Annotated in this window: 19 protein-coding genes and 3 pseudogenes; 11 read left to right on the forward strand and 11 right to left on the reverse strand. The window is 63.5% G+C overall.

Features of this window, described 5'->3' with window-relative positions:
• Nucleotides 1–15 precede the first annotated feature (15 nt).
• On the reverse strand, nucleotides 16–825 hold the full coding sequence (locus B4383_RS09640; RefSeq protein WP_078290493.1) for a Ku protein: 810 nt from the start codon (nucleotides 823–825) through the stop codon (nucleotides 16–18).
• Between B4383_RS09640 and B4383_RS09645 the strand changes: the two genes are divergently transcribed.
• Complete coding sequence (locus B4383_RS09645; RefSeq protein ID WP_078290494.1) at nucleotides 815–3,130, forward strand: ATP-dependent DNA ligase; 2,316 nt, start codon at nucleotides 815–817, stop codon at nucleotides 3,128–3,130. The two genes, B4383_RS09640 and B4383_RS09645, sit on opposite strands and share 11 nt — an antisense overlap.
• Here B4383_RS09645 and B4383_RS09650 read toward each other — a convergent pair.
• The gene (locus tag B4383_RS09650; protein ID WP_078290495.1) at nucleotides 3,098–3,403 is read right to left on the reverse strand and encodes a DUF4873 domain-containing protein; all 306 of its coding nucleotides are present in this window, start codon (nucleotides 3,401–3,403) and stop codon (nucleotides 3,098–3,100) included. The genes B4383_RS09645 and B4383_RS09650 overlap by 33 nt on opposite strands.
• Nucleotides 3,400–4,300, reverse strand: a pseudogene (locus B4383_RS09655) (diiron oxygenase). The gene B4383_RS09650 and the pseudogene B4383_RS09655 overlap by 4 nt, the downstream one beginning before the upstream one ends.
• A gap of 109 nt (nucleotides 4,301–4,409) precedes the next feature.
• On the opposite strand from B4383_RS09655, the gene B4383_RS09660 reads away from it, so the two are divergent.
• The 6 genes and pseudogenes from B4383_RS09660 to ppk2 all read left to right on the forward strand — a co-directional run bounded on the left by B4383_RS09660 (nucleotide 4,410) and on the right by ppk2 (nucleotide 8,477).
• Nucleotides 4,410–5,060: a TetR/AcrR family transcriptional regulator gene (locus tag B4383_RS09660; protein ID WP_078290496.1), complete on the forward strand. Its 651-nt coding sequence runs from the start codon at nucleotides 4,410–4,412 to the stop codon at nucleotides 5,058–5,060.
• A gap of 6 nt (nucleotides 5,061–5,066) precedes the next feature.
• Nucleotides 5,067–5,816: a precorrin-6A synthase (deacetylating) gene (gene cobF / locus B4383_RS09665; protein ID WP_078290497.1), complete on the forward strand. Its 750-nt coding sequence runs from the start codon at nucleotides 5,067–5,069 to the stop codon at nucleotides 5,814–5,816.
• A 15-nt stretch (nucleotides 5,817–5,831) separates the two neighbouring features.
• A pseudogene (locus B4383_RS27105) lies at nucleotides 5,832–6,074 on the forward strand (DNA-formamidopyrimidine glycosylase family protein); the annotation flags it as partial.
• 213 nt (nucleotides 6,075–6,287) lie between these two features.
• Nucleotides 6,288–6,755 carry a zinc finger domain-containing protein gene (locus B4383_RS27110; protein ID WP_286144071.1) on the forward strand — a complete coding sequence of 156 codons (468 nt, stop codon included), beginning with the start codon at nucleotides 6,288–6,290 and terminating at the stop codon, nucleotides 6,753–6,755.
• Between the two features lie 9 nt (nucleotides 6,756–6,764).
• Complete coding sequence (locus B4383_RS09675) at nucleotides 6,765–7,514, forward strand: SDR family oxidoreductase (RefSeq protein ID WP_078290499.1); 750 nt, start codon at nucleotides 6,765–6,767, stop codon at nucleotides 7,512–7,514.
• A gap of 54 nt (nucleotides 7,515–7,568) precedes the next feature.
• Entirely contained in the window at nucleotides 7,569–8,477 is a 909-nt protein-coding gene (gene ppk2, locus B4383_RS09680) for a polyphosphate kinase 2 (protein WP_078290500.1), read from the forward strand.
• Nucleotides 8,478–8,717: 240 nt separating this feature from the next.
• On the opposite strand, the gene B4383_RS09685 is transcribed toward ppk2, so the two are convergent.
• Nucleotides 8,718–9,797, reverse strand: a complete 1,080-nt coding sequence (locus B4383_RS09685; protein WP_078290501.1) for a dihydrodipicolinate reductase — start codon at nucleotides 9,795–9,797, stop codon at nucleotides 8,718–8,720.
• Nucleotides 9,798–9,883: 86 nt separating this feature from the next.
• Here B4383_RS09685 and B4383_RS09690 point away from each other — a divergent pair, with 86 nt between their 5' ends.
• Both B4383_RS09690 and B4383_RS09695 read left to right on the forward strand, forming a co-directional pair.
• A complete protein-coding gene (locus B4383_RS09690; protein WP_286144067.1) occupies nucleotides 9,884–10,732 on the forward strand; it encodes a TIGR03621 family F420-dependent LLM class oxidoreductase in 849 nt (282 codons plus the stop codon).
• A 49-nt stretch (nucleotides 10,733–10,781) separates the two neighbouring features.
• Nucleotides 10,782–11,216, forward strand: coding sequence for a pyridoxamine 5'-phosphate oxidase family protein (locus B4383_RS09695; RefSeq protein ID WP_078290613.1), 435 nt, complete (start codon nucleotides 10,782–10,784; stop codon nucleotides 11,214–11,216).
• A gap of 99 nt (nucleotides 11,217–11,315) precedes the next feature.
• Here the strand turns inward: B4383_RS09695 and B4383_RS09700 are convergent.
• The 4 genes and pseudogenes from B4383_RS09700 to B4383_RS09715 all read right to left on the reverse strand — a co-directional run.
• Nucleotides 11,316–11,820: pseudogene (locus tag B4383_RS09700) on the reverse strand (NAD-binding protein); the annotation flags it as partial.
• Between the two features lie 43 nt (nucleotides 11,821–11,863).
• Nucleotides 11,864–13,000 (reverse strand): GTP-binding protein, encoded by a 1,137-nt coding sequence (locus B4383_RS09705; RefSeq protein WP_078290502.1) that lies wholly within the window; start codon nucleotides 12,998–13,000, stop codon nucleotides 11,864–11,866.
• 22 nt (nucleotides 13,001–13,022) lie between these two features.
• Nucleotides 13,023–13,910 (reverse strand): dihydrodipicolinate synthase family protein, encoded by an 888-nt coding sequence (locus B4383_RS09710; RefSeq protein ID WP_078290503.1) that lies wholly within the window; start codon nucleotides 13,908–13,910, stop codon nucleotides 13,023–13,025.
• Nucleotides 13,907–14,698 (reverse strand): aldolase, encoded by a 792-nt coding sequence (locus tag B4383_RS09715; protein ID WP_078290504.1) that lies wholly within the window; start codon nucleotides 14,696–14,698, stop codon nucleotides 13,907–13,909. Before B4383_RS09715 ends, B4383_RS09710 begins: the two co-directional genes overlap by 4 nt.
• Before the next feature lie 128 nt (nucleotides 14,699–14,826).
• Here B4383_RS09715 and B4383_RS09720 point away from each other — a divergent pair, with 128 nt between their 5' ends.
• Complete coding sequence (locus B4383_RS09720; RefSeq protein WP_078290505.1) at nucleotides 14,827–15,336, forward strand: XRE family transcriptional regulator; 510 nt, start codon at nucleotides 14,827–14,829, stop codon at nucleotides 15,334–15,336.
• On the opposite strand, the gene pgi is transcribed toward B4383_RS09720, so the two are convergent.
• From pgi to B4383_RS09735, 3 genes are read right to left on the reverse strand one after another with little or no spacing between them, the layout of a single operon-like run.
• Nucleotides 15,333–16,970, reverse strand: coding sequence for a glucose-6-phosphate isomerase (gene pgi / locus B4383_RS09725; RefSeq protein ID WP_078290506.1), 1,638 nt, complete (start codon nucleotides 16,968–16,970; stop codon nucleotides 15,333–15,335). The two genes, B4383_RS09720 and pgi, sit on opposite strands and share 4 nt — an antisense overlap.
• 42 nt (nucleotides 16,971–17,012) lie before the next feature.
• Nucleotides 17,013–17,876: a hypothetical protein gene (locus B4383_RS09730; RefSeq protein ID WP_286150596.1), complete on the reverse strand. Its 864-nt coding sequence runs from the start codon at nucleotides 17,874–17,876 to the stop codon at nucleotides 17,013–17,015.
• A 30-nt stretch (nucleotides 17,877–17,906) separates the two neighbouring features.
• Complete coding sequence (locus tag B4383_RS09735; RefSeq protein WP_078290507.1) at nucleotides 17,907–18,209, reverse strand: chorismate mutase; 303 nt, start codon at nucleotides 18,207–18,209, stop codon at nucleotides 17,907–17,909.
• Between the two features lie 295 nt (nucleotides 18,210–18,504).
• Here B4383_RS09735 and pcrA point away from each other — a divergent pair, with 295 nt between their 5' ends.
• Entirely contained in the window at nucleotides 18,505–20,880 is a 2,376-nt protein-coding gene (gene pcrA, locus B4383_RS09740; RefSeq protein WP_078290508.1) for a DNA helicase PcrA, read from the forward strand.
• Nucleotides 20,881–20,890: the final 10 nt, after the last annotated feature.

Genomic DNA, 20,890 nt, shown 5'->3' on the forward strand with positions numbered 1-20,890 from the left:
TGCGGTGTCCGGTGGCTAGTTGGTGCTGGCCTTCGCCGCCTGACGTTTCTTGACGCTCGCCTCGAGCTTGGCCAGCAGGTCCGAGACATCGGTAGCGTCGAGTTCGGTGGGCGCCTCTTCCTTGGTGAACGCCTCGCCACCTTCAAGCTTCGCCTCGACCATCTCCAGCAGCTGCGACTGGTATGTGTCGTTATACCGGCTCGGATCAAAATCGTCGGCCATCGACTCCACCACCTGACCAGCCATCGACAGTTCGGCCGGTTTGATCTTCACGTCCTGGTCCAGCACCGGGAAGTCGGGTTCACGAATCTCGTCGGGCCAAAGCAGCGTGTGGATGATCATCACCTGACGCGTGCCGAAGTCCTTGACCCGCAAGGCCGCGAGCCGTGTCTTGTTACGCAGCGCGAAATGCACGATCGCTACCCGATCGGTCTTCGCGAGTGTCTGTGCCAGCAGCACATACGATTTCGACGACTTGCTATCCGGCTCCAGGTAGTAACTCTTGTCGTACATCAGCGGGTCGAGTTCGGCGGCGGGAATGAACTCCAGCACCTCGATCTCGCGGCTGGACTCGGCGGGCAGGCTCGCGAGATCCTCATCGGTGATGACGACGGTGCGGCCGTCCTCGGCCTCGTAGGCCTTGTTGATGTCCCGGAACTCGACGATCTCACCGCATTCTTCGCAGGTGCGTTTGTAGCGGATCCGCCCGTTGTCCTTGTTGTGGACCTGATGGAACTTGAGGTCGTGATCCTCGGTCGCGCTGTATACCTTGACAGGGACGTTCACCAGCCCGAAGGCGAGGGAGCCCTTCCAGATGGAACGCATATCCCAAGTATGGCCCACGCAGCCAACTTCGGGACCTTCTGTGCGCCTTACCAACGCGGAAAAGGTGCTGTACCCGGATACCGGGACCACCAAAGCCGATATTTTCGGCTACTACACCGCCATTGCGCCCTTCATGCTGCCGCATATCGTGGGGCGTCCGGTCACCCGTAAGCGCTGGCCGAATGGAGTTGGCCAGCCATCGTTCTTCGAGAAGGACCTGGCGTCGTCGGCTCCGGATTGGCTTCCGCGGCGGCGCATCGAGCACAAATCCCGCTACGTCACCTACCCGTTGATCGACACCTCGGTGGCGCTGGCCTGGATAGCCCAGCAGGCGGCGCTGGAAGTACATGTGCCGCAATGGCGATTCGTTGGCGAAAATCCCGGTCCGGCAACGCGATTGGTATTCGATCTGGATCCAGGCGAGGGGGTGGGCTTGTCGCAGCTGGCACAGGTCGCTCGAGCGGTGCGCGAGGTACTCGACGATATCGGTCTGACCACCTTCCCCGTGACCAGCGGTAGCAAGGGCCTTCACCTGTACGTGCCGCTGGTGCAACCGGTCAGCTCATCCGGTGCGGTGACCGTCGCCCGAAAGGTCGCGGTCCAGCTGGAGCAGTCGATGCCGGATCTGGTGACGGCGACGATGACCCGGGAGCTGCGTGCGGGCAAAGTATTCGTTGACTGGAGTCAGAACAGCGGTTCCAAAACGACGGTTGCCCCGTACTCATTGCGCGGTCGCGCCGCGCCGACCGTTGCCGCGCCGCGTACCTGGGAGGAACTGGACGATCCGGAGCTGCGTCAGCTGCGTTTCGACGAAGTGCTGGCGCGCGCCGAACGTGAGGGTGATCTGCTGGCCGGCCTTGACGATGTCGAGATCGTCGAGGACAGGCTGTCCACCTACCGCAGCATGCGCGATCCTGCGCGCACTCCCGAACCGGTGCCTGCCGTCGAACCGCAGGCAGGCCACGGCAGTTCGTTTGTCATCCAGGAGCATCACGCCACCGCACTGCACTACGACTTCCGGCTGGAGCGTGACGGTGTGCTGGTCTCGTGGGCCGTTCCCAAGAATCTGCCCATGGAACCCTCGGTCAACCACCTTGCGGTGCACACCGAGGATCACCCGCTGGAGTACGGGACCTTCGAGGGCACCATTCCGAAGGGGGAGTACGGCGCGGGGGAGGTGACCATCTGGGACTCGGGCACCTACGACACGGAGAAGTTCATCGATCCACGCGACGACTCCGGGCCCGACGGCGGGGCGAAAGGAGAGGTCGTTGTCACCCTGCATGGCACGCGAATCTCGGGGCGGTATGCGCTGATCCGAACCGGTGGCAAGCAGTGGCTGGCGCACCGAATGAAGGATCAGCGATCACCCGCCACCATGCCGGCCGGCCTCGCGCCGATGTTGCCCGCCACGGGATCTGTGGCGGGCCTGGCGGCCGATGAGTGGGCCTTCGAAGGCAAGTGGGACGGCTACCGCCTCATTCTCGAATGCGACCATGGCCGGCTGAGGGCCTTGGCGCGCAGCGGGCGCGACGTCACCGCGGAGTTCCCCGCCTTGCAGCGGCTCGCCCACGAATTGGCCGATCACCGTGTGATTCTGGACGGCGAGGTTGTCGTACTGGATTCGAAGGGGCTGCCCAGCTTCTCGCTGCTGCAAAATCGGACGGCCGGTACGGAGACGGAATTCTGGGCTTTCGATCTGCTCTATCTGGATGGAAAAGCATTGCTGCACAATCAGTATCGTGATCGGCGCCGACTGCTCGCCGTGCTCGGTTCCGGCACCGAGACGATGACCGTGCCAGAACCTTTGAACGGCGATGGTGCTACGGCGCTGGCGCATTCGTATGACCAGGGGTGGGAGGGCGTCGTCGCCAAGAGGCTCGATTCCAGTTACGCCCCGGGCCGCACTCAGTCCTGGATCAAGGCGAAGAACTGGAGCAGCCAAGAGGTCGTCATCGGTGGGTGGCGGAAGGGGCAGGGCGGGCGCAGCAGCGGGATCGGGGCGCTGCTGATGGGGATTCCGGACGAAGGCGGCCTTCGTTATGCGGGACGGGTCGGTACCGGGTTCACGGACAAGGAATTGGCGTCACTCAAGGAGCGGCTAGAACCGTTGCACCGCGATGAATCCCCTTTTAGTGCATCGCTTTCGGCGGTCGAGGCCAAGGATGTGCAGTTTGTCGAGCCGGTGCTGGTTGGCGAAGTCCGCTACGGCGATCGGACGCCCGGCGGCATTCTCAAGCATTCCAGCTGGCGTGGTCTGCGCACCGATAAGTCAGTTGGCGACGTCGAGCTCGATCTCGGGTAGCGGGTACGGCGGTGCGCCGACACCTGCCACCGAAAAGTGGCCCCATGGGGTCTGCTCGATGATCCGCCCCGGCGCGCTGGTCTCGCCCACGGCGATAGTGACCTGGGTGCCGCCCCTGAGCTCCCCGCCCTCCGGCTTGGCGTAGGTCGTTCCTTGCCAGTGGAACTTGCCGTCCAGCGGGTTGAAGAACCCGATCAGCCGCACCTGGGACTCGACGGTGAACTCCCCCGCGGTGATGACCGCGGGGCCGTCGTACAGGTCGTCATCCATCATGCGACGAACTTTGCTTTGCGCCACATCCAGCGTGACGTTCCGCCCATCAGGCCGATACCAGTCAGGAAGTTGTAGAGCGGTGCGAAACCGAGCTGTTGCGTCTCGCGGAAGTTCTTGTTGCGGTACGCGATCCGCTGGGTTTGATATCCGGGCAACCCGACATTGCGGTACATCGTCGGATTCGTGAACAGATACATGAAGATGGGGCCGCCGAAGCCGTTGACGTGCCGGACGATGAAGCGCGCGTGCCACGGCAGTTTATCGACACGCTGACGCAGGCCGTCACGGGCGAACTGGATGTGCCGAGCTTCCTCGGTGACGTGAATTCGCATGAGCCGAGCGACCATTGGTTGCAGCTCGGGATCGTCCATCATCTCGCGCGGTATCGCGTCGAAGATCTCCTCGCCGATCAGGGCGGCGACCCAGAGCATCGGGCCCTGAGGACCAGGTGGCTGCCGCTCTACCAGCCACCTGGTAGAGCGGCAGCCGGTAGGGCTCGACCCCGGCTTGCGATATCGCCTTACCGAACATCGTCATATGCCGGGTCTCGTCGCCGATCTCGGTGAGCGAATAGAAGGTTTCGCTGCTGTTCGGTCTGGCGTGCATGAGAGCGCGCAGCAGGCTCTGATTCAGGATGTTCGAGAACCAGATGCCGACCGACAGGACGTTGGCCATCTCGTGCTTGGACAGCTCAATCTGTTCGGCGCGTGACATGTTGTTCCAGACGTCGGTGCCGTACAGCGAGATTGCCTTCGAGGGAAGGAAGTACTTGTCGGGATCTAACGGCGCGTCCCAGTCCAGGTCGACCATCGGCTGGTGAGACCGGCGCACGGAACCTTTGAGCAGCCGGTCCGAGTACTCCTCGCGAGTGGGGCCGTTATTGAGGGTCGCGGTCACCGTTGGCCGCCCTTTCCGTTAGGATGTCAAACGTAAACGTTGCAGGTTGAGGCGTCAAATGAGACGCGAAGTGCCACGTAATTTTTGTGGCGAACGAAAGTAGGCACCGATGAAAGTGAGCCGGTCGAGCCATCGTGGCCGCACCCGCGATCACGGCGAGATTCGCCGTCGAATCCTCGATGCCGCCGAAGAATGCTTGCTGGAACATGGCTACGAGGCGCGCCTGCATGCGCTGATCGCCAAGAAGGCCGGCCTGTCGCGGCCCACCGTCTACAAGCACGTGGGCGACCAGGCCGCGATCATCGAGGCGCTGTTCCATCGCGAATTCTTGCGTTTCGGAGAGATTCTGGAACCGGTCTTCGCGACGGCCAAGACGCCGCGCACCGGATTCATCGATGCCATCGTGCGCATCGTCCAGCACGGTCGCCACCATCCGTTGCTGCAGAAGGGCCTCAAGGAGAACCCCGAGCAGGTGCTGCCGTACCTGACGGTCAAGGCCCGTCCGTTCATCGACCAGACGACCGTGTTGCTGGCCCCGTACTTCCGCAAGTTACTCACCGAGGGGCAGCTGGCCAGCATCAACGTCCGGGCCGCAGCCGAGTGGAGCTTCCGGATCGCCGCCTCGTTGTTGGTGACTCCCGGTGTTGTCGAGACTCAGAGCGACGAGCAGTTGGGCGATTTCATCGGCAACCTGCTCACCGTATCGGCGATCACCGAGGAGATCTCGGCGGTGTTGACTCCCAATTCGGCTGCTTCTTAAGGCGCTATGCGACGGATTCGCATCATCGGGATCGGCGCAGGCCACCCCGAATACCTGACCGTGCAGGCCATCGCGGCGCTTAACGAGGTCGATGTCTTCTTCGTTACCGACAAAGGCGACACGAAGGGCGATCTGGTCGAACTGCGTCGCCATATCTGCGAGCGCTACATCACCGACCCGGACTATCGCTTCGTTGAACTGTCCGACCCGGTGCGCGGCAAGGGTGAGTATCGTGGCGCGGTGTCGCAGTGGCATGCAGAACGGGCTGCCTTGTGGGGCAAAGCAATTGCTTCCGAGCTGCCAGAGAACGGGGTTGGCGCCTTTCTGGCCTGGGGGGATCCTTCGCTCTACGACAGCACGCTGCGGATTCTGGATGCGATCCTGGGAGACGATCCCCATGCATTCGAGTACGACGTGCTGCCGGGTATTACGGCGATTTCCGCGCTCACCGCACGGCACCGGATTGTGCTGAACGGTATCGGGGAACCTGTGCTCATCACGACCGGGCGCCGGTTGCTGGACGAGTGGCCCCGCACCGGAACCGTGGTGGTGATGCTCGACGGTGATTGTGCGTTTCGGCAGCTGGAGCCGTCGACACAGATCTGGTGGGGCGCCTACCTGGGCACCGAACACGAGCTGTTGGTGTCGGGGGCGGTCGGCGAGGTAGGTGCCCGAATCGCCGAGGTTCGTGCATCGGCCCGGGCCGAACATGGATGGATTATGGACACTTACCTCCTGCGGAGTGTCGGCGAGTAGAGGCAGACTGAGCGCATGCCCGAACTACCGGAAGTCGAGGCGCTCGCCGATTACTTGCGTCGTCACGCGACCGGGACCACCATCACCCGCATCGACGTCTCGGCGTTCTCGGTGCTCAAGTCCTTTGATCCGCCGATCACCGCCCTGTACGGCCGGACGGTCACGGGCGCGACGCGCTGGGGTAAGTACCTTGGCCTGCAGGCTGGGGATCTGTATCTGATTACCCACCTGTCGCGCGCCGGGTGGCTGCGCTGGTCGGACAAGCTGGCGGCAGCGCCGCTCAAGCCGGGCAAGGGGCCCATCGCACTGCGGGTGCATCTTGGAACGCCTGGCGATGCACCGGGATTGAATGTCGCCGGCGCTGCGGCTCCGGGGGCCAATGTCGCCGGCGCTGCGGCTCCGGGATTCGATCTCACCGAGGCCGGCACCCAAAAGCGTTTGGCCGTGTGGGTCGTGTCCGACCCGGCCTCGGTGCCGCAGATCGAATCCTTGGGGCCCGACGCGCTCACTCTGACCGCCGCTGGATTGGCCGATATCTTGTCCGGCACCACCGCACGTCTGAAGAACGTGATCACCGACCAGCGAGTGATCGCCGGGATTGGCAACGCCTACAGCGACGAGATCCTGCATGTGGCCAAGCTGTCGCCCTTCGCCAGCGGAAAGGCGCTCACTGAGGGCCAGCTGGCGGCGTTGTACGAGGCGATGCAGTCGGTCCTCAACGACGCGGTGGAGCGCAGCGTGGGGCAGCAAGCGGCGACTCTCAAGGGGGAGAAGCGATCCGGATTGCGGGTGCACGCGCGAACCGGTATGCCCTGCCCGGTGTGCGGCGATGTGGTGCGGGAGGTGTCGTTCGCCGACAAGTCGTTCCAGTACTGCCCGACATGCCAGACCGGCGGCAAGGTGCTGGCCGACCGTCGGCTCTCGCGGCTCCTCAAATAAAGTGGCGACGTGACGCGACAGAAGATCCTTATCACCGGGGCGAGCTCCGGCCTGGGCGCCGAGATGGCCCGTCAGTTCGCCGCGAAGGGACGCGACCTGGCGCTGTGTGCCCGGCGCACCGAGGCGCTGGAAGAACTCAAGGCTGAGCTGTTGGCCGCCAACCCGGGCATCTCGGTCGCCGTGCGGTCCCTGGACGTCACCGACCACGACTCGGTGCCGGTGGTCTTCGGTGAGCTGCGCGAGGAGCTCGGCGGTCTGGATCGCGTGGTCGTGAACGCCGGTATCGCCAAGGGCTGGCATCTGGGTGGCGGCAAGTCGTGGGCCAACATCCAGACCATCGAAACCAATCTCATTGGTGCCCTGGTGCAGATCGAGGCGGCGCTCGCGCTGTTCAAAGAGCAGGGCCACGGGCACCTGGTGCTCATCTCGTCGGTCACCGCGGCCAAGGGGCTGCCCGGCACCAAGGCCGCCTACGCGGCCAGCAAGGCCGGGCTGTCCTCGCTGGGTGAGTCGCTGCGTGCCGAATACGCGAGCGGTCCCATCAAAGTCAGCACCATCGAGCCCGGCTACATCCAGACCGACCTGAGCGCCAAATCGCCGACCACGCCGATGATGGTGGATACCAAGACTGGTGTGACGGCGATGGTGGATGCCATCGAGAGGGAGCCCGGACGTGCCGCTGTGCCGCGCTGGCCGTGGGCCCCGGTGACCTTGATCATGCGCCTGATTCCACCGAGGTTGGCCGGACGTCTGGCCTGATCTGGCCGGGGGTTTCCGGCGTGGGACTTTGCGCCCACGTGGGATGCTGCATCTATGGGCGAGGAAAAGAAACACAACGCTTCCGTCACGGTGGACTACGCAGCCGAACTCGATGAACTCGCGAGTCTGCGCGGTGGAATCAAACGCAACAAAGAGGCCAAGGATGCCTGGAAACAGGGCTATCCCTACGACGAGAAAATCACCCGCAAGGAATACGAGAAGGCCAAGCGCAAATTGCAGATCGAGCTTCTCAAGCTGCAGCTGTGGGTCAAGGAGAACGGCGAGAAGATCTGCATCGTCTTCGAAGGCCGCGACGCCGCCGGGAAGGGCGGGTCGATCAAGAGGTTCACCGAGCACCTCAATCCACGTGGTGCCCGCGTGGTGGCGCTGGAGAAGCCGACACCGGTGGAACAGAGTCAGTGGTATTTCCAGCGATACACGGCCCACCTGCCCAGCGGCGGGGAGATCGTGCTGATGGACCGCTCCTGGTACAACCGCGCGGGTGTCGAGCGGGTAATGGGTTATTGCACGCCCGCGCAATGTGCCGAATTCTTGCGCGAGGCACCGGAATACGAACGCATGCTGGTGAATTCAGGGACACACCTGATCAAGTTGTGGTTCTCGGTGAGCCGCAAGGAACAGATGGCCCGGTTCGCGGCCCGGCGCACCGACCCCGTCCGGCACTGGAAGCTCTCGCCGACCGACCTCGCGTCTCTTGACAAGTGGGACGCCTACACCGAGGCCAAAGAGGCCACGTTCTTCTACACCGACACCGACTTTGCGCCGTGGACGGTGGTCAAGAGCAATGACAAGAAACGTGCCCGGCTGGAGGCGATGCGCCACGTGCTCTCGCAATTCGACTATGACAACAAAGACGTGGAGGTCGTGGGCGCCCCGGACCCGCTGATCGTCGGACCCGCCTCAGCCATCTTCGAAGAGGGAGAGAAGGCCGGTTCGCCTTAGTCGAGTGAAGCACTCAAGCGCTGAATATTGCAGTTCTGCAAGGCATTTCGCGGAATATCTCATTCTGGATTTGGTCACATCTATCGCTCATGTCAGCGCACTCACATGGTGTGCAGAGCCTGAAGGGCCGCCCCTCGGCGACTCTTCAGAGGGCTGCCAAACCCTGCCACCTCCAGCACGTCGAAGAGCGACGGGTCCGAGGGATCGAGAGCTACCGGTTCATCCCGTAAGGACGCCCGCTTAAGGAGCGGTCCTCGGCTCCGTCGGCCACCGGTGGAGCCGAGGATGCGCTCTGCCCGCGATGAGCGGAAGGTCGAGGTATGACTTGAGTCCGGGCTGAGCCTGGCAGACATAGGGCACCGAGTTGACGCAGTGCGCCGCCGTCGCGACGACGCCCTCGTTGGCGACGAGCCCGGCCTCGACGCTGTGGGGATGAAAGCCGGTGATCGTGCACAACGACGAGGGGGTGCCGCGCACCTCGACCTCGTAGCGCGGACCACTTGGGCCGAAGGTCCAGGCGGGTTCCAAGTGTTCTTCGCCCATCAGCCAGTTCACGGCGATTCGCGCGACCGCCTCGTCCCCGACAAATGCCTCCCACGAGAATTGCTGACCGGCCACGCATCCGGGTCGGATGACGCCTATCGGAGAATCGATGTCCGAGGTGGCGACGGCGACCTTGAGATTCGGTCGGATCTCCACCTCTGTGAAACCCATACCGTCGAGGATCATTCGTAGGGACTGTTTGAACCCGCCGCCCAACAGTTTGGGCATCGGTCCGCTGATTGCTTCTTCGGGTGTGCCGCCAAACTTCATGATGTATCGGATGACATCCGGCGCGCCATAGGTGCGGATGTCCGAGTACTCCTCGGCGCGCACATAGGTGACAGCAGAGGTCATGGACGAGAAGATCAATGGATATAGATCAGTGATACCGCCGGGATCAATTCCTGTGCCGTGCAGTGTGACTCCGGCCTGGCGGGCAGTGGCATCCAGATCATGGCCGGAAGTGTCGGGGTAGAACCAGCCGACCGGGGTGACCACGTTTTTGCTTGAGGCGAGCAATGCCGTGACCTCCGACGGGTTGGGGAGCAGCGGGCTATAGATCACGCAATCGGCTTCCAGAGCGAGGATGTCGTCCAGACTGTTGGTCGTTGTGACGCCCATGGGTGCCTGGCCGATGAGCTCGCCGACATCGACGCCGGTCTTCTGCGGTGAGTGCACCCAGCACCCCACCAGCTGTAGTTCAGGGTGTGCGATCACCGCATTGATCGCGGCCCTGCCCACTTCACCGGTCGCCCACTGGACCACTCGATAGACCATGTCATTGCCTCCTCGCAACCGGTAGCCTCAGACCTGCATAACACCAAACAAGTGCTTGGTCCAGATCTTGAGAGGTGGGAATCTCGGTGATTAGACATGGATTTCGGTTTGGGGCGAATCTGATCTCTCATGGGGACATTGGTCAGATTCGCGATCAGGTGCGGCAGGCCGAGGATTGCGGTGTTGACGTCATTGTGGTTCCCGACCACCTCGGTGTCGGTGCACCCTTCCCGGTAATGCTCGCCGCTGCGAGCGTTTCGACGACGATCCGCGTTGGAAGTTTCGTGCTGACCACAGGTTTCTACTCTCCGCGTCTACTTGCGCGCGACATCGCGACGGCTGACCGTCTCACCGACGGTCGTGTCGAGATCGGATTGGGGGCCGGATATGTCCAGCAGGAATACGAGGCAGCGGGAGTGCCATTCCTGAGTCCGGGCCGCCGTGTGCAGCAGCTCGCCGATGCCGTCGGCGCGGTACGCGGGCTACTTTCCAGCCCGCATCATTGGCCACGGCCAGTTCAGTCTCCCGTACCGATCATGATCGCGGGCAAGGGCGACAAGATTCTGAAACTCGCGGCACAGCAAGCCGATATCATCGCCATCTCCGATGCGAAGACGCGTGCCGATCTCGCCGAACGTGCCGCATACGTACTGGAGGCGGCCGGTCACCGCGCCGACTCGCCGGAGCTGAACTTGGGGATCTTCGATGTCGCTATCGACCGCTCACCGGACTTGGGGCTCATGCGCGTATACCGGCCACATGATTCCGATGATCAGTTACTCGCGTCGCCCACTCTGCTGCACGGGTCCAAGGGGGAGCTCATCGAGCGGGTCCTCGCGCTTCGCGAAGAACTCGGCATCTCCTATCTGACGTATATGGGAGTAGATCCACGTGGAATCAAGGATTTTCATTCGCTGATCGCCGCCCTCACGTAGGGACCTTCGCATCTAGTTCGGGATGCTGCGATCGGCGATCATCGGCGTCATGACGCCCGATTCGCAACCCGTGACCCTGCTCGAACAGTGCGAAAGCTGGACCCTGCTGTCGAGCGCCAAGCTAGGCAGATTGGTGGTGGTGATCGATAGCAGACCCGAGATCTTCCCGATCAACTTCGTGACCCAGCGCGGCACCGTGCTGTTCCGGACGGCCGAGGGCACCAAGCTTTTCGGTGCGGTCGTGAGCGACGAGGTGCTGTTCGAGGCGGACGATCACAACGATATCGGTGGCTGGAGCGTCGTCGTGCGCGGTGCGGCACAGATACTGAACTCGTCGGCCGACATCGACGAGGCCGACCGGGGCGGCCTGTACCCATGGATACCCACCGTGAAACTGCATTACGTGCGGATCATCCCGGCGCAGATCACCGGTCGCCGCTTCGTTTTCGGGCACGAGCCGGACGCCGGCCACGTCCCGGGCTAGTGTCCGACGTGCGCCTCGGCGCGCATGCGTTCGGACATGTGCGGGACAGTGCAATTCGCCTGCGTACGTGAGGCATTTCCTGCGGACTTCATGCCATAGTCACCCCGCGTCGCGCGCCCGCTGCAGATCGGCGATCGACGACCAGCCCAGGTCGGCCTGTCTGTTGGCCAGCGCCTCATCGAGAACCGCCCGCAGTACCTCGCCGAACGGCAGTCGCAGGCCAGTGTCCGCCGCAACATCGAGTGCCAGGCCAACATCTTTGCGGCCCAAGGTAGTTGTGAATCCTGCGGGTTGGTAGGTGGAAGTGGCGATGAGCTTGCCGTAGCTGCTGTACGCCGGGCCCTGGAACAAGGTGCTGGTCAGCAAAGTCCACCAGCAGTTCGGAGTCCACGCCGGATCGTTCAGCCATGCTGACGGCCTCACTCAACGACTGAATGGCCGACGCGATGAGGAAGTTCCCGATGATCTTGACGACGTTGGCCTGTCTCGGCACGTCGCCCAATCGCCACGTGCGCGCCCCGATGACCTCAAAGAATGGCTGTGCTCTGTCGATCTGGTCGGTGGCACCCGCGGCCAGCACCTGCAGTTGTCCGGCCTGTGCCACGCTGCGGGAACCGGGCGAAGAAGGCTGCGATGAGCCGCCGGGGCTAGTGGGCGTGCATGACACCCCAGGTCGGCAGGGGATCGGGATAACCGAGCCACGCCGCGGAACCCTCGGCGAGCTCGTCGTCGGTGAGCACCGCGGACTCCAGGAGATGCTGCACGCGCGGGCGGTCCAGCCGTACCCCGATGAAGACGATCTCCTGGCCCGGCGCGACCTCGGTGCCGTGCCAGAACTGGGCGGGTTCGATCGTCAGATTCGGCCCCGCCTGCGACCAGATCGCGGCGATATCGGGACGGCTGGCGATCCAGCAGAATCCCTTGCTGCGCAATAGTCCTTGCAGAGATTCCAGCGCCATGTTGAGGCGCTGCGGGTGAAACGGGCGGTCCGAGCGGAAGGTCATGCTGCTGATGCCGTATTCCTCGGTCTCGGGTGTGTGCCCGTCGGCGATCTCCTCGTCCCAGCCGGGTGTTTGGGCGGCCAGGTCCGGGTCGAACAATCCCGTCTGCAGCACGAGGTCGAGGTCGACGGCGCCGCCGGTGGAGCGCACGATCGTCGCCGACGGATTGAGGCGGCGCAGCAGCGTCTCCACCATCCCGAGGGTCCGTTCGTTGACCAGATCCACCTTGTTGAGGATCAGAACGTCGGCGAACTCCACCTGATCGGTGAGCAGATCAGCGATGGACCGGCCGTCGCCGTCGGCGGCGGCCATATCGCGGTCGGCCAGCGCCTCACCGCGCGCCAGTTCGGGCAGGAAGGTGCAGGCGTCGACGACCGTCACCATGGTGTCGAGTTTGGCGACCTGGCCGAGGCTGGTTCCGTCCTCGAACTCCCAGGTGAACGAGGCGGCTACCGGCATGGGCTCGGAGATGCCTGTCGACTCAATGACGAGCTGGTCAAATCGGTTCTGCCGGGCCAGGTCTCCGACGGCTTCGATCAGATCTTCGCGCAAGGTGCAGCAGATACAGCCGTTGGTGAGCTCGACGAGCCGTTCCTCGGTGCGGTCCAGGTGTCCTGTGCCCGCAACGAGGGCGGCGTCGATGTTCACCTCGCTCATATCGTTGACGATCACCGCGACGCGACGTCCCTCGGTATTGGCAAGGATGTGGTTGAGAAGGGTGGTTTTCCCCGCTCCGAGGAATCCGGAGAGCACGGTTACGGGTAAGAGCTGGACTGTGGTCACATGATAATGATAACCATTATCATTAAGAAGTGGACGCGAGGATGCCCTTCAGCGTTTCGCGACCCTCGGAATCCAGCGGGAGCAATGGGCGCCTCGGATCGCCGACCGCACGCCCCTGCAGGTCCAATCCGGCCTTGACGGTGGTCGGCAACCCGCCCGCGACGATGAACTGAAGCAGCGGCTTGAGTCCCTGGTAGATCGACGCGGCGTCGTCGTGGCGTCCGGCCCGCACGGCCTCGTAGAGATCCAGGCACGGCTGTGGCACCAAACATGGTGCGGCGGTGCACCATCCGGATGCGCCCGCGTTGAGTGCGTCGAGCACCAGGGGATTGCTGCCGTTGTAGAAGGGTAGCTGTCCGTCGCTGAGGCGTTGGATGCCGAGCATCCGGTTGAGGTCGCCCGTCGATTCCTTGACCATGGTGAAGTTGTCGATATCGCGGAACATCGACACCAGGAGTTCAGGTTTCATGTCCACGCCGCTGGTGGCGGGGTTGTTGTAGGCCATCACCGGAATGTCGATGGCTGCGGCCACGGAGGCGAAGTGCTGCGCGATCTCGCGGTCGCTGAGCTTCCAGTACGAGACCGGCAGCACCATCACCGCGTCGGCTCCGGCCTGCTGGGCGTGACGTGCCCGTCGAATGGTGTTGGCGGTGGTGAGATCCGAGGCCCCAACGATGACGGGCACCCTCTTGTTCACGGCGGCCACGGTGGTGTCAACGACGGCGTCGAATTCGCGTTCCTCAAGATAGGCGGACTCGCCCGTGCTCCCCAGCGGCGCGATGGCGTGAGCGCCATCATCGACGAGCCGGGACACAAGTTCGGCGAGTCGATCGGTGTCCACGGTGTCGTCGGGAAGGAAGGGAGTCACCGGGTAGGCAATGATTCCGCGGAACTGGGGTGTGGATGTCATGTGGTTTTCCTCAGGGTCTCAGGGTGATTGGCGAGCGCGGTACGGGCGTAGTACGCGAAGTTGGCGATGCTGCGCCTGGGGGTGAGCGTCCAGTCGTGGGCCTCGCGGGCCAGCCGGTCGGGAAGGGGGGCGATAGTACCCGCCGCCATGGCGGCCAGCTGCAGCTTGGCTCCGCGCTCGATCAACACCGCCAGCGAACAGGATTCTTCGACGGAGGCGCCGGCGACGACATGGCCGTGGTGGGCGAGCAGTATCGCCTTCTTGTCACCCAATGCGGCCGAGATGATTTCACCCTCTTCGTTTCCGACGGGTACGCCCGGCCAATCGGGCAGGAAGGCGCAGTCGTCATACAGGGGTGCGATATCCATCTGCGACACCACGAGTGGTGTCTCCAGCATGGACAGCGCCGCGACATGGAACGGATGGGTATGCACGATGCACCGCACGTCGGGGCGGGCTCGGTAGATCCAGCTGTGGAAGCGGTTGGCGGGGTTGGCCATTCCGGACCCTTCGAGAACGTTCAGGTCCTCATCGACGAGTAGCAGATTCTCCTCGGTTATCTCGTCGAATCCGAGTCCGAGCCGTTGTGTGTAGAAGGTGCCTGGTTCCTCCGCGCGTGCGGTGATTTGTCCGGCGAGGCCGGAATCATGTCCGCGGTCGAAGAGTGCTCGGCACGTGAGCGCGACCTTTTGTCGTGTGGTCCACTCCGAGTCGGAGAAGTGCGTTTCCATGCTGCGCTCGGCGCAATCCATCAGGTCGGACTTGGTGTCGTGAAGTGTGCTGGCCATTTCCGTGCTCCTTTCTGGTCTCGGGATGTTCGACTGCCACTCTAGGACACCGTGTGTCATATAGTCAACATTGTTGTATGCATGTCGGGATAAGTGGCCGATGGGAACCTTCGTGTCACACTGACCTGATGACATCGCTGGTGCGCGCGCTGCGCCGGGAACGTGGCCTGACCTTGGAAGAACTGGGCAGCCGCACCGGTCTGACCAAGAGCTATCTATCGAAGGTCGAGCGCGAGCACAGCACGCCGTCGGTGTCGGTGGCGATACGTATCGCGCAGGCCCTCGAAGTCGACGTCAGCCGACTGTTCACCAACGACGCCCAGGAGTCCCGGGTGGTGGTGGATCGCGGCGCGGATGCATGGGATGACAGTAAGTTTCACGCGCTGAGCACTGAGATGCTCGGCAAGATCATGACGCCCTTCCTGGCTAGCCCATCCACCGAATTCGCCGAGCATAGGTCCTCCCACGAAGGGCAGGAGTTCGTGTTCGTACATCGCGGGTCGATCGAGTTGCAGTGCGAGGACGTCAGTTATGTCCTCGACGAAGGGGACAGCGCGTACCTTGACGCCACCCGCACCCACCGGATACGCCGCACGTCAAAGACGTCGGCGCTGGTGGTCATCGTCGCCGCGACCTAACGCGCTCGGCCGCGTGCCTGCCGGTAGCAGCGCACCAGGGTGTCCGTGGAGCTGTCGGTCTGTTGTGCCGGTGATGCGTCGTCGGTGATGACGGGCAGCAGGGCGACGGCCTGCTTCTTGCCCAGCTCCACTCCCCACTGGTCAAAGGAGTCGATGCCCCAGACCGTACCCGCGGTGAACACCTCATGCTCGTAGAGCGCGATCAGTTGACCGACCGTCGAGGGTGTCAGTTTGGTAGCGAGAATGGTTGTGCTGGGCCGATTTCCCGGCATCACCTTGTGGGGGACGACAGTTGGCGCGGTGCCCTCGGCGGCGATCTCCTCGGCGGTCTTGCCGAAGGCCAGCACCTGCGTCTGCGCGAAGAAGTTACTCATCAGCAGGTCGTGCATGCTGCCGGTGCCGTCGGCGGTGGGCAGATCATCGGTGGGCTCGCTGAAGCCGATGAAGTCCGCCGGAATCAATCGGGTGCCCTGGTGCAGCAGCTGGTAGAAGGCGTGCTGACCGTTGGTTCCGGGCTCACCCCAGTAGATGTCGCCGGTATCGACGGTCACGGGTGCACCATCTGCCTTCACCGACTTGCCATTGGATTCCATGGTCAGCTGCTGCAGATAGGCCGCGAACCTTGCCAGGTCGTTCGAGTAAGGAAGCACCCCACGCGACTGTGCGCCAAAGAAATTGGAGTACCACAAACCGATGAGGCCCAGGAGTGCCGGCGCGTTCTCTTCCAGGGGTGCGGTGCGGAAGTGCTCGTCCACAGTGTGGAACCCGGCCAGGAATTCGCCGAATGCCGCACGCCCGATCACCGCCATCACCGAGAGTCCGATCGCCGAGTCCACCGAGTAGCGACCGCCGACCCAATCCCAGAAGCCGAACATGTTGGCGGTGTCGATTCCGAACTCCGAGACCAGCTTCGCGTTGGTGGAGACGGCGACGAAGTGCTTGGAGACGGCGTCCTCGCCGAGTGCGTCCACGAGCCAGCGCCGTGCCGCGGTCGCGTTAGTGAGTGTCTCCAGCGTCGAGAACGTCTTGGAGGCGACGATGAAAAGTGTTGTCGCCGGGTCCAGGTCGGCGAGTGTGGCCACCAGGTCCGCGGGGTCCACATTGGAGACGAATCGCGCCGAGATCCCGGCGTCGGCGTAGTGACGCAGTGCCTGGTAGACCATCACCGGTCCCAGGTCCGAACCGCCGATCCCGATGTTGACGACGGCGGTGATGCGCTGCCCGGTGGCCCCGCTCCACTCGCCGCTGCGTAGCCGGTCGGTGAAGTCGCCCATGGCATCGAGCACCTGGTGCACGTCGGCGACCACGTCCTGCCCGTCGACCACCAGCTGCGCTTCGCGGGGCAGACGCAGCGCGGTGTGCAACACCGCGCGGTCCTCGGAGGTGTTGATGTGCGCCCCCGCGAACATGGCGTCGCGGCGCTGCTCGAGATTGGCCGCCTTGGCCAAATCGACCAGCAGCGACAGGGTTTCGCGGGTCAGGCGGTGCTTGCTGTAATCGATGTACAGGTCGCCGACCGTGACGGTCAGGTCACTTCCCCGAGTCGGGTCGTCGGCGAAGAATTCTCGAAGATGGGTGGAGGCGATCTGTTTGTGATGAGTTTCCAGTGCCTGCCACGCCGCTGCGAGTGTCATGCGACCGAGCCTAGTAGTGGCGCTCGGAGGCCGCAGGGCTGCCTATTGGTTGGCGCAGGTGACCCATCGGCTGCTGATCCGGGCGAACCCGGCGACACCGGTCTTGGTCTCGGTCTTTCCGCCGGCCGATGCGGTGATCGTCACCCGCGATGAGGCGGTATCGCCATTGACGACCGACTTTTCGACCTTGTCCACGTTGATCTTCAGATCGTCGGGCTGCCCCTCAAGGTCCGCGTCGGTGATCGTCACGCAGGACAGCGCGTTGAGCACGTCGAGGTTCTTGGCGCCGAGCGCGGCATAGAACGCCTTGAGCACGTTCGTGAGCTCGCGCTCCTCCTCCTTGGTCGACTCACGTGGTACCGACGAGGTGGTGGGGCCCGGCACCGAGATGCTGGTGGTTGCGGGTCCCGTGTTCGACGTTGTGGTTGTGGTCGAGGTCGAGCGTCCGGTGCTGGTGGGCGTGCTGGAAGAGCTGGTGGCGATAGGGGTGGTGCTGCTCGTCCTGGTCCGTGACTTTGTGGTCGTCGTCGTGCTGCTGGTCGGCGCCTCGGGGTTCACGAGAGGCACGCCGAGCTTCACGGTGGGGCGCGATTGGGGTGTGTCTTCGATCGTCCGGTTGTTCTCGACCCAGAGCCCGACGGCCACCGCCGTCACCGCGACCAGGCAGAGCGCCAGCACTCCGATGACGATCTTGGTGGCGTGCCTGGCGACGAACCTGCGTGTGGGCGTCGGTTCGGCGGCGACGGCGGCCTCCAGGTCGTAGTCCACCGACTCGTCGTCGCCGTCCTTCGGTGCGGGTTTGTCCGTTGCGACCTCGTCATGGGCGGGGACGTTCTTACCCTCGGCCTCCGGGGTGCCGGCACCGGTGGCGTCGGGCTTGTCCTCGGCCTTGTCTTGGTTGCTCAACGGATCCCTCCCTGTCGGTTCCAGCCGGGATTAGTGTCCCAATCTGCCGCGGCCCAGGCGCAGCAGCAGCATGGCGAGAGTGTGGCCTTCCTGGCCCAGTTCGCTGAAGCGCTCGAGGACCTTCATCTCGCGGCTGTGCACAAGGCGCGGGCCACCGGAGGCCATCCGGGCCTTACCGATTTCGCGGGAGACCTCGGTGCGCCGCTTGATCGCGGACAGGATCTCCGCGTCGAGCCGGTCGATCTCCTTGCGCAGCTCATCGATATCGGGCGCGGGCTCAGTAGCTTCGCCGACATCTTTGTGGCTGGCGTTCTCGGTCATTTGAGTAGTCATTCTGTCTCACACTTTCTCTTGGAGCGGTTCGATCCGCAATGCCGCCCCGGAATCGGGCCTCACAAGAGAGGAGCCCCGTAGTCCGGTAGCGGACTGCGGGGCTCGTGAATCGGCTAGACCACGGGCACCGGAGTCCGGTACCCGTAGAAAAATCGCTGGTGGTGGTCAAGCACATCGAAGAGTGTAGCCGAGATGCGAGGAACGCTTGCGGGAAGTGCGTCAGGCCGAGGTTGTCCCTCGTCAGCGGTAAGTTAGATCGGTCATGGCGAATCTTTCTGAACCAGCACTTTTTGATATGCCCAGCGCCTCGGGTTCCCACAGCGAGGCGTTGCTCGAGGGGCTGAATCCGCAGCAGCGGGCCGCCGTCGCGCACGAGGGGTCGGCGCTGCTCATCGTCGCCGGCGCCGGGTCCGGCAAGACCGCGGTGTTGACCCGTCGAATCGCATATCTGCTGGCCGAGCGGGACGTGAGCCCGGGGCAGATCCTGGCCATCACCTTCACCAACAAGGCCGCCGCCGAGATGCGCGAGCGCGTCGCGAACCTCGTGGGCCGGCGTGCCAACTCGATGTGGGTGTCGACGTTCCACTCCAGCTGCGTGCGCATCCTGCGGAACCAGGCCTCACTGCTGCCCGGATTGAACTCCAACTTCTCGATTTACGACTCCGATGACTCACGGCGGCTGTTGCAGATGATCGGCCGCGATATGGGCCTGGACATCAAGCGCTACTCACCACGGCTGCTGGCGACCGCCGTCTCCAACCTGAAGAACGAGCTCATCTCGCCGGAGCAAGCGGTGGCCAACCTCAGCGTCGATGATGAGGCCGGTGAGCTACGCCGAATCGTCGCCGATGTGTACGGCGAGTACCAGCGGCGCCTGCGGGCGGCCAACGCTCTGGACTTCGACGATCTCATCGGTGAGACGGTCGCCGTGCTGCAGCAGTTCCCGCAGATCGCGCAGTTCTACCGCCGCAAGTTCCGGCACATCCTGGTTGACGAGTATCAGGACACCAACCATGCCCAATACATATTGGTCCGCGAACTGGTAGGTGCTCACGTGGACCGTACGGTCGATCCGGACAGCCCGGAACCGGCGGAGCTGTGCGTGGTGGGTGACGCCGACCAGTCCATCTATGCCTTCCGTGGCGCCACGATCCGCAACATCGAAGAATTCGAGCGCGACTATCCGAACGCGAAAACCATTCTGCTGGAACAGAATTATCGGTCCACACAGAACATATTGAGCGCGGCCAATGCCGTCATTGCCAAGAACACGAACCGCAGAGAAAAGCGGCTGTGGACCGATTCCGGCGAGGGCGAGCTGATCGTCGGTTATGTCGCGGACAACGAACACGATGAGGCGTCCTTCATTGCCCGCGAGATCGACGGACTCTTCGATCGCAGCGACGCCAACTATGGCGACGTCGCGGTGTTCTATCGCACCAACAATAACTCCCGGTCGCTCGAAGAGATCTTCATCCGAACCGGTATCCCCTACAAAGTTATTGGGGGAGTGCGGTTCTACGAGCGCAAGGAAATCCGCGACATCGTCGCCTATCTGCGGGTGCTGACCAACCCGGGCGATGCGGTGAGTCTGCGGCGGATCCTCAACACCCCTCGTCGGGGCATCGGGGAGCGGGCCGAGGCGTGTGTTGCCGTACACGCGGAGACAGCCGGTATCGGCTTCGGGGAAGCGCTCGCGGATGCCGCCGCGGGCAAGGTCGCGATGCTGAACTCTCGCTCCGAGAAGGCGATTGTGGCCTTCATGGACATGCTCGACGAGATCCGCGCCACCCTACGCACCGATCCGGGGGCGTTACCGGATATCGGCGATGTAGTCGACGCCGTGCTCAACCACACCGGGTATCGATATGAACTGGAGAACAGCAGCGACCCCCAGGAGCTGGCGCGTCTCGACAACCTCAACGAATTGGTCAGCGTCGCACATGAATTCAGTGCCGATGCGGCAAATGCTCAGGCGGCTGGGGAAGATCAGCCGGTCGACGACGAGGATGTCGGCGCGCCCCCGGGAAGTCTCGAGGCGTTCCTGGAGCGAGTGTCGCTGGTCGCCGATGCCGACGAGTTGCCCGAATCGACCGCCGGTGTGGTCACGATGATGACTTTGCACACTGCCAAGGGGCTGGAGTTCCCGGTGGTCTTCGTTACCGGCTGGGAAGACGGCATGTTCCCGCACATGCGTGCCCTCGGCGATCCGGTGGAGCTGGCCGAGGAACGTCGGCTTGCCTACGTCGGGATCACGCGGGCGCGTCAGCGGCTGTACCTGAGCCGGGCCAAGGTGCGCTCGTCGTGGGGGCAGCCGATGATGAATCCGGAATCGCGTTTCCTGCAAGAGATTCCGCAAGATCTGATCGAATGGCGGCGCACCGATCCGCTGCCGGGGCGTATCGCGACCGGTGCCGGAAGCTACGGCGGCGGGGGCTATGGATCCAGTGGATCACGCGGGGGTGGCGGCTCGCTGGGTGCTCCGTCCAAAAAGCGCACCAAGCCGCTGCTGGTGCTGGAGCCCGGTGATCGGGTGAGCCACGACAAGTACGGGCTGGGCAAGGTCATGGAGGTGACTGGTGTCGGCGAGAGCGCCACATCGCTCATCGACTTCGGCAGCGACGGGCGCGTGAAGCTGATGCACAACTTCGCGCCCGTGCAGAAGCTCTAGGGTGTGGGGC

The sequence above is a fragment of the Mycobacterium sp. D16R24 genome (genome assembly GCF_002013385.1).
Taxonomy (GTDB): Bacteria; Actinomycetota; Actinomycetes; order Mycobacteriales; family Mycobacteriaceae; genus Mycobacterium.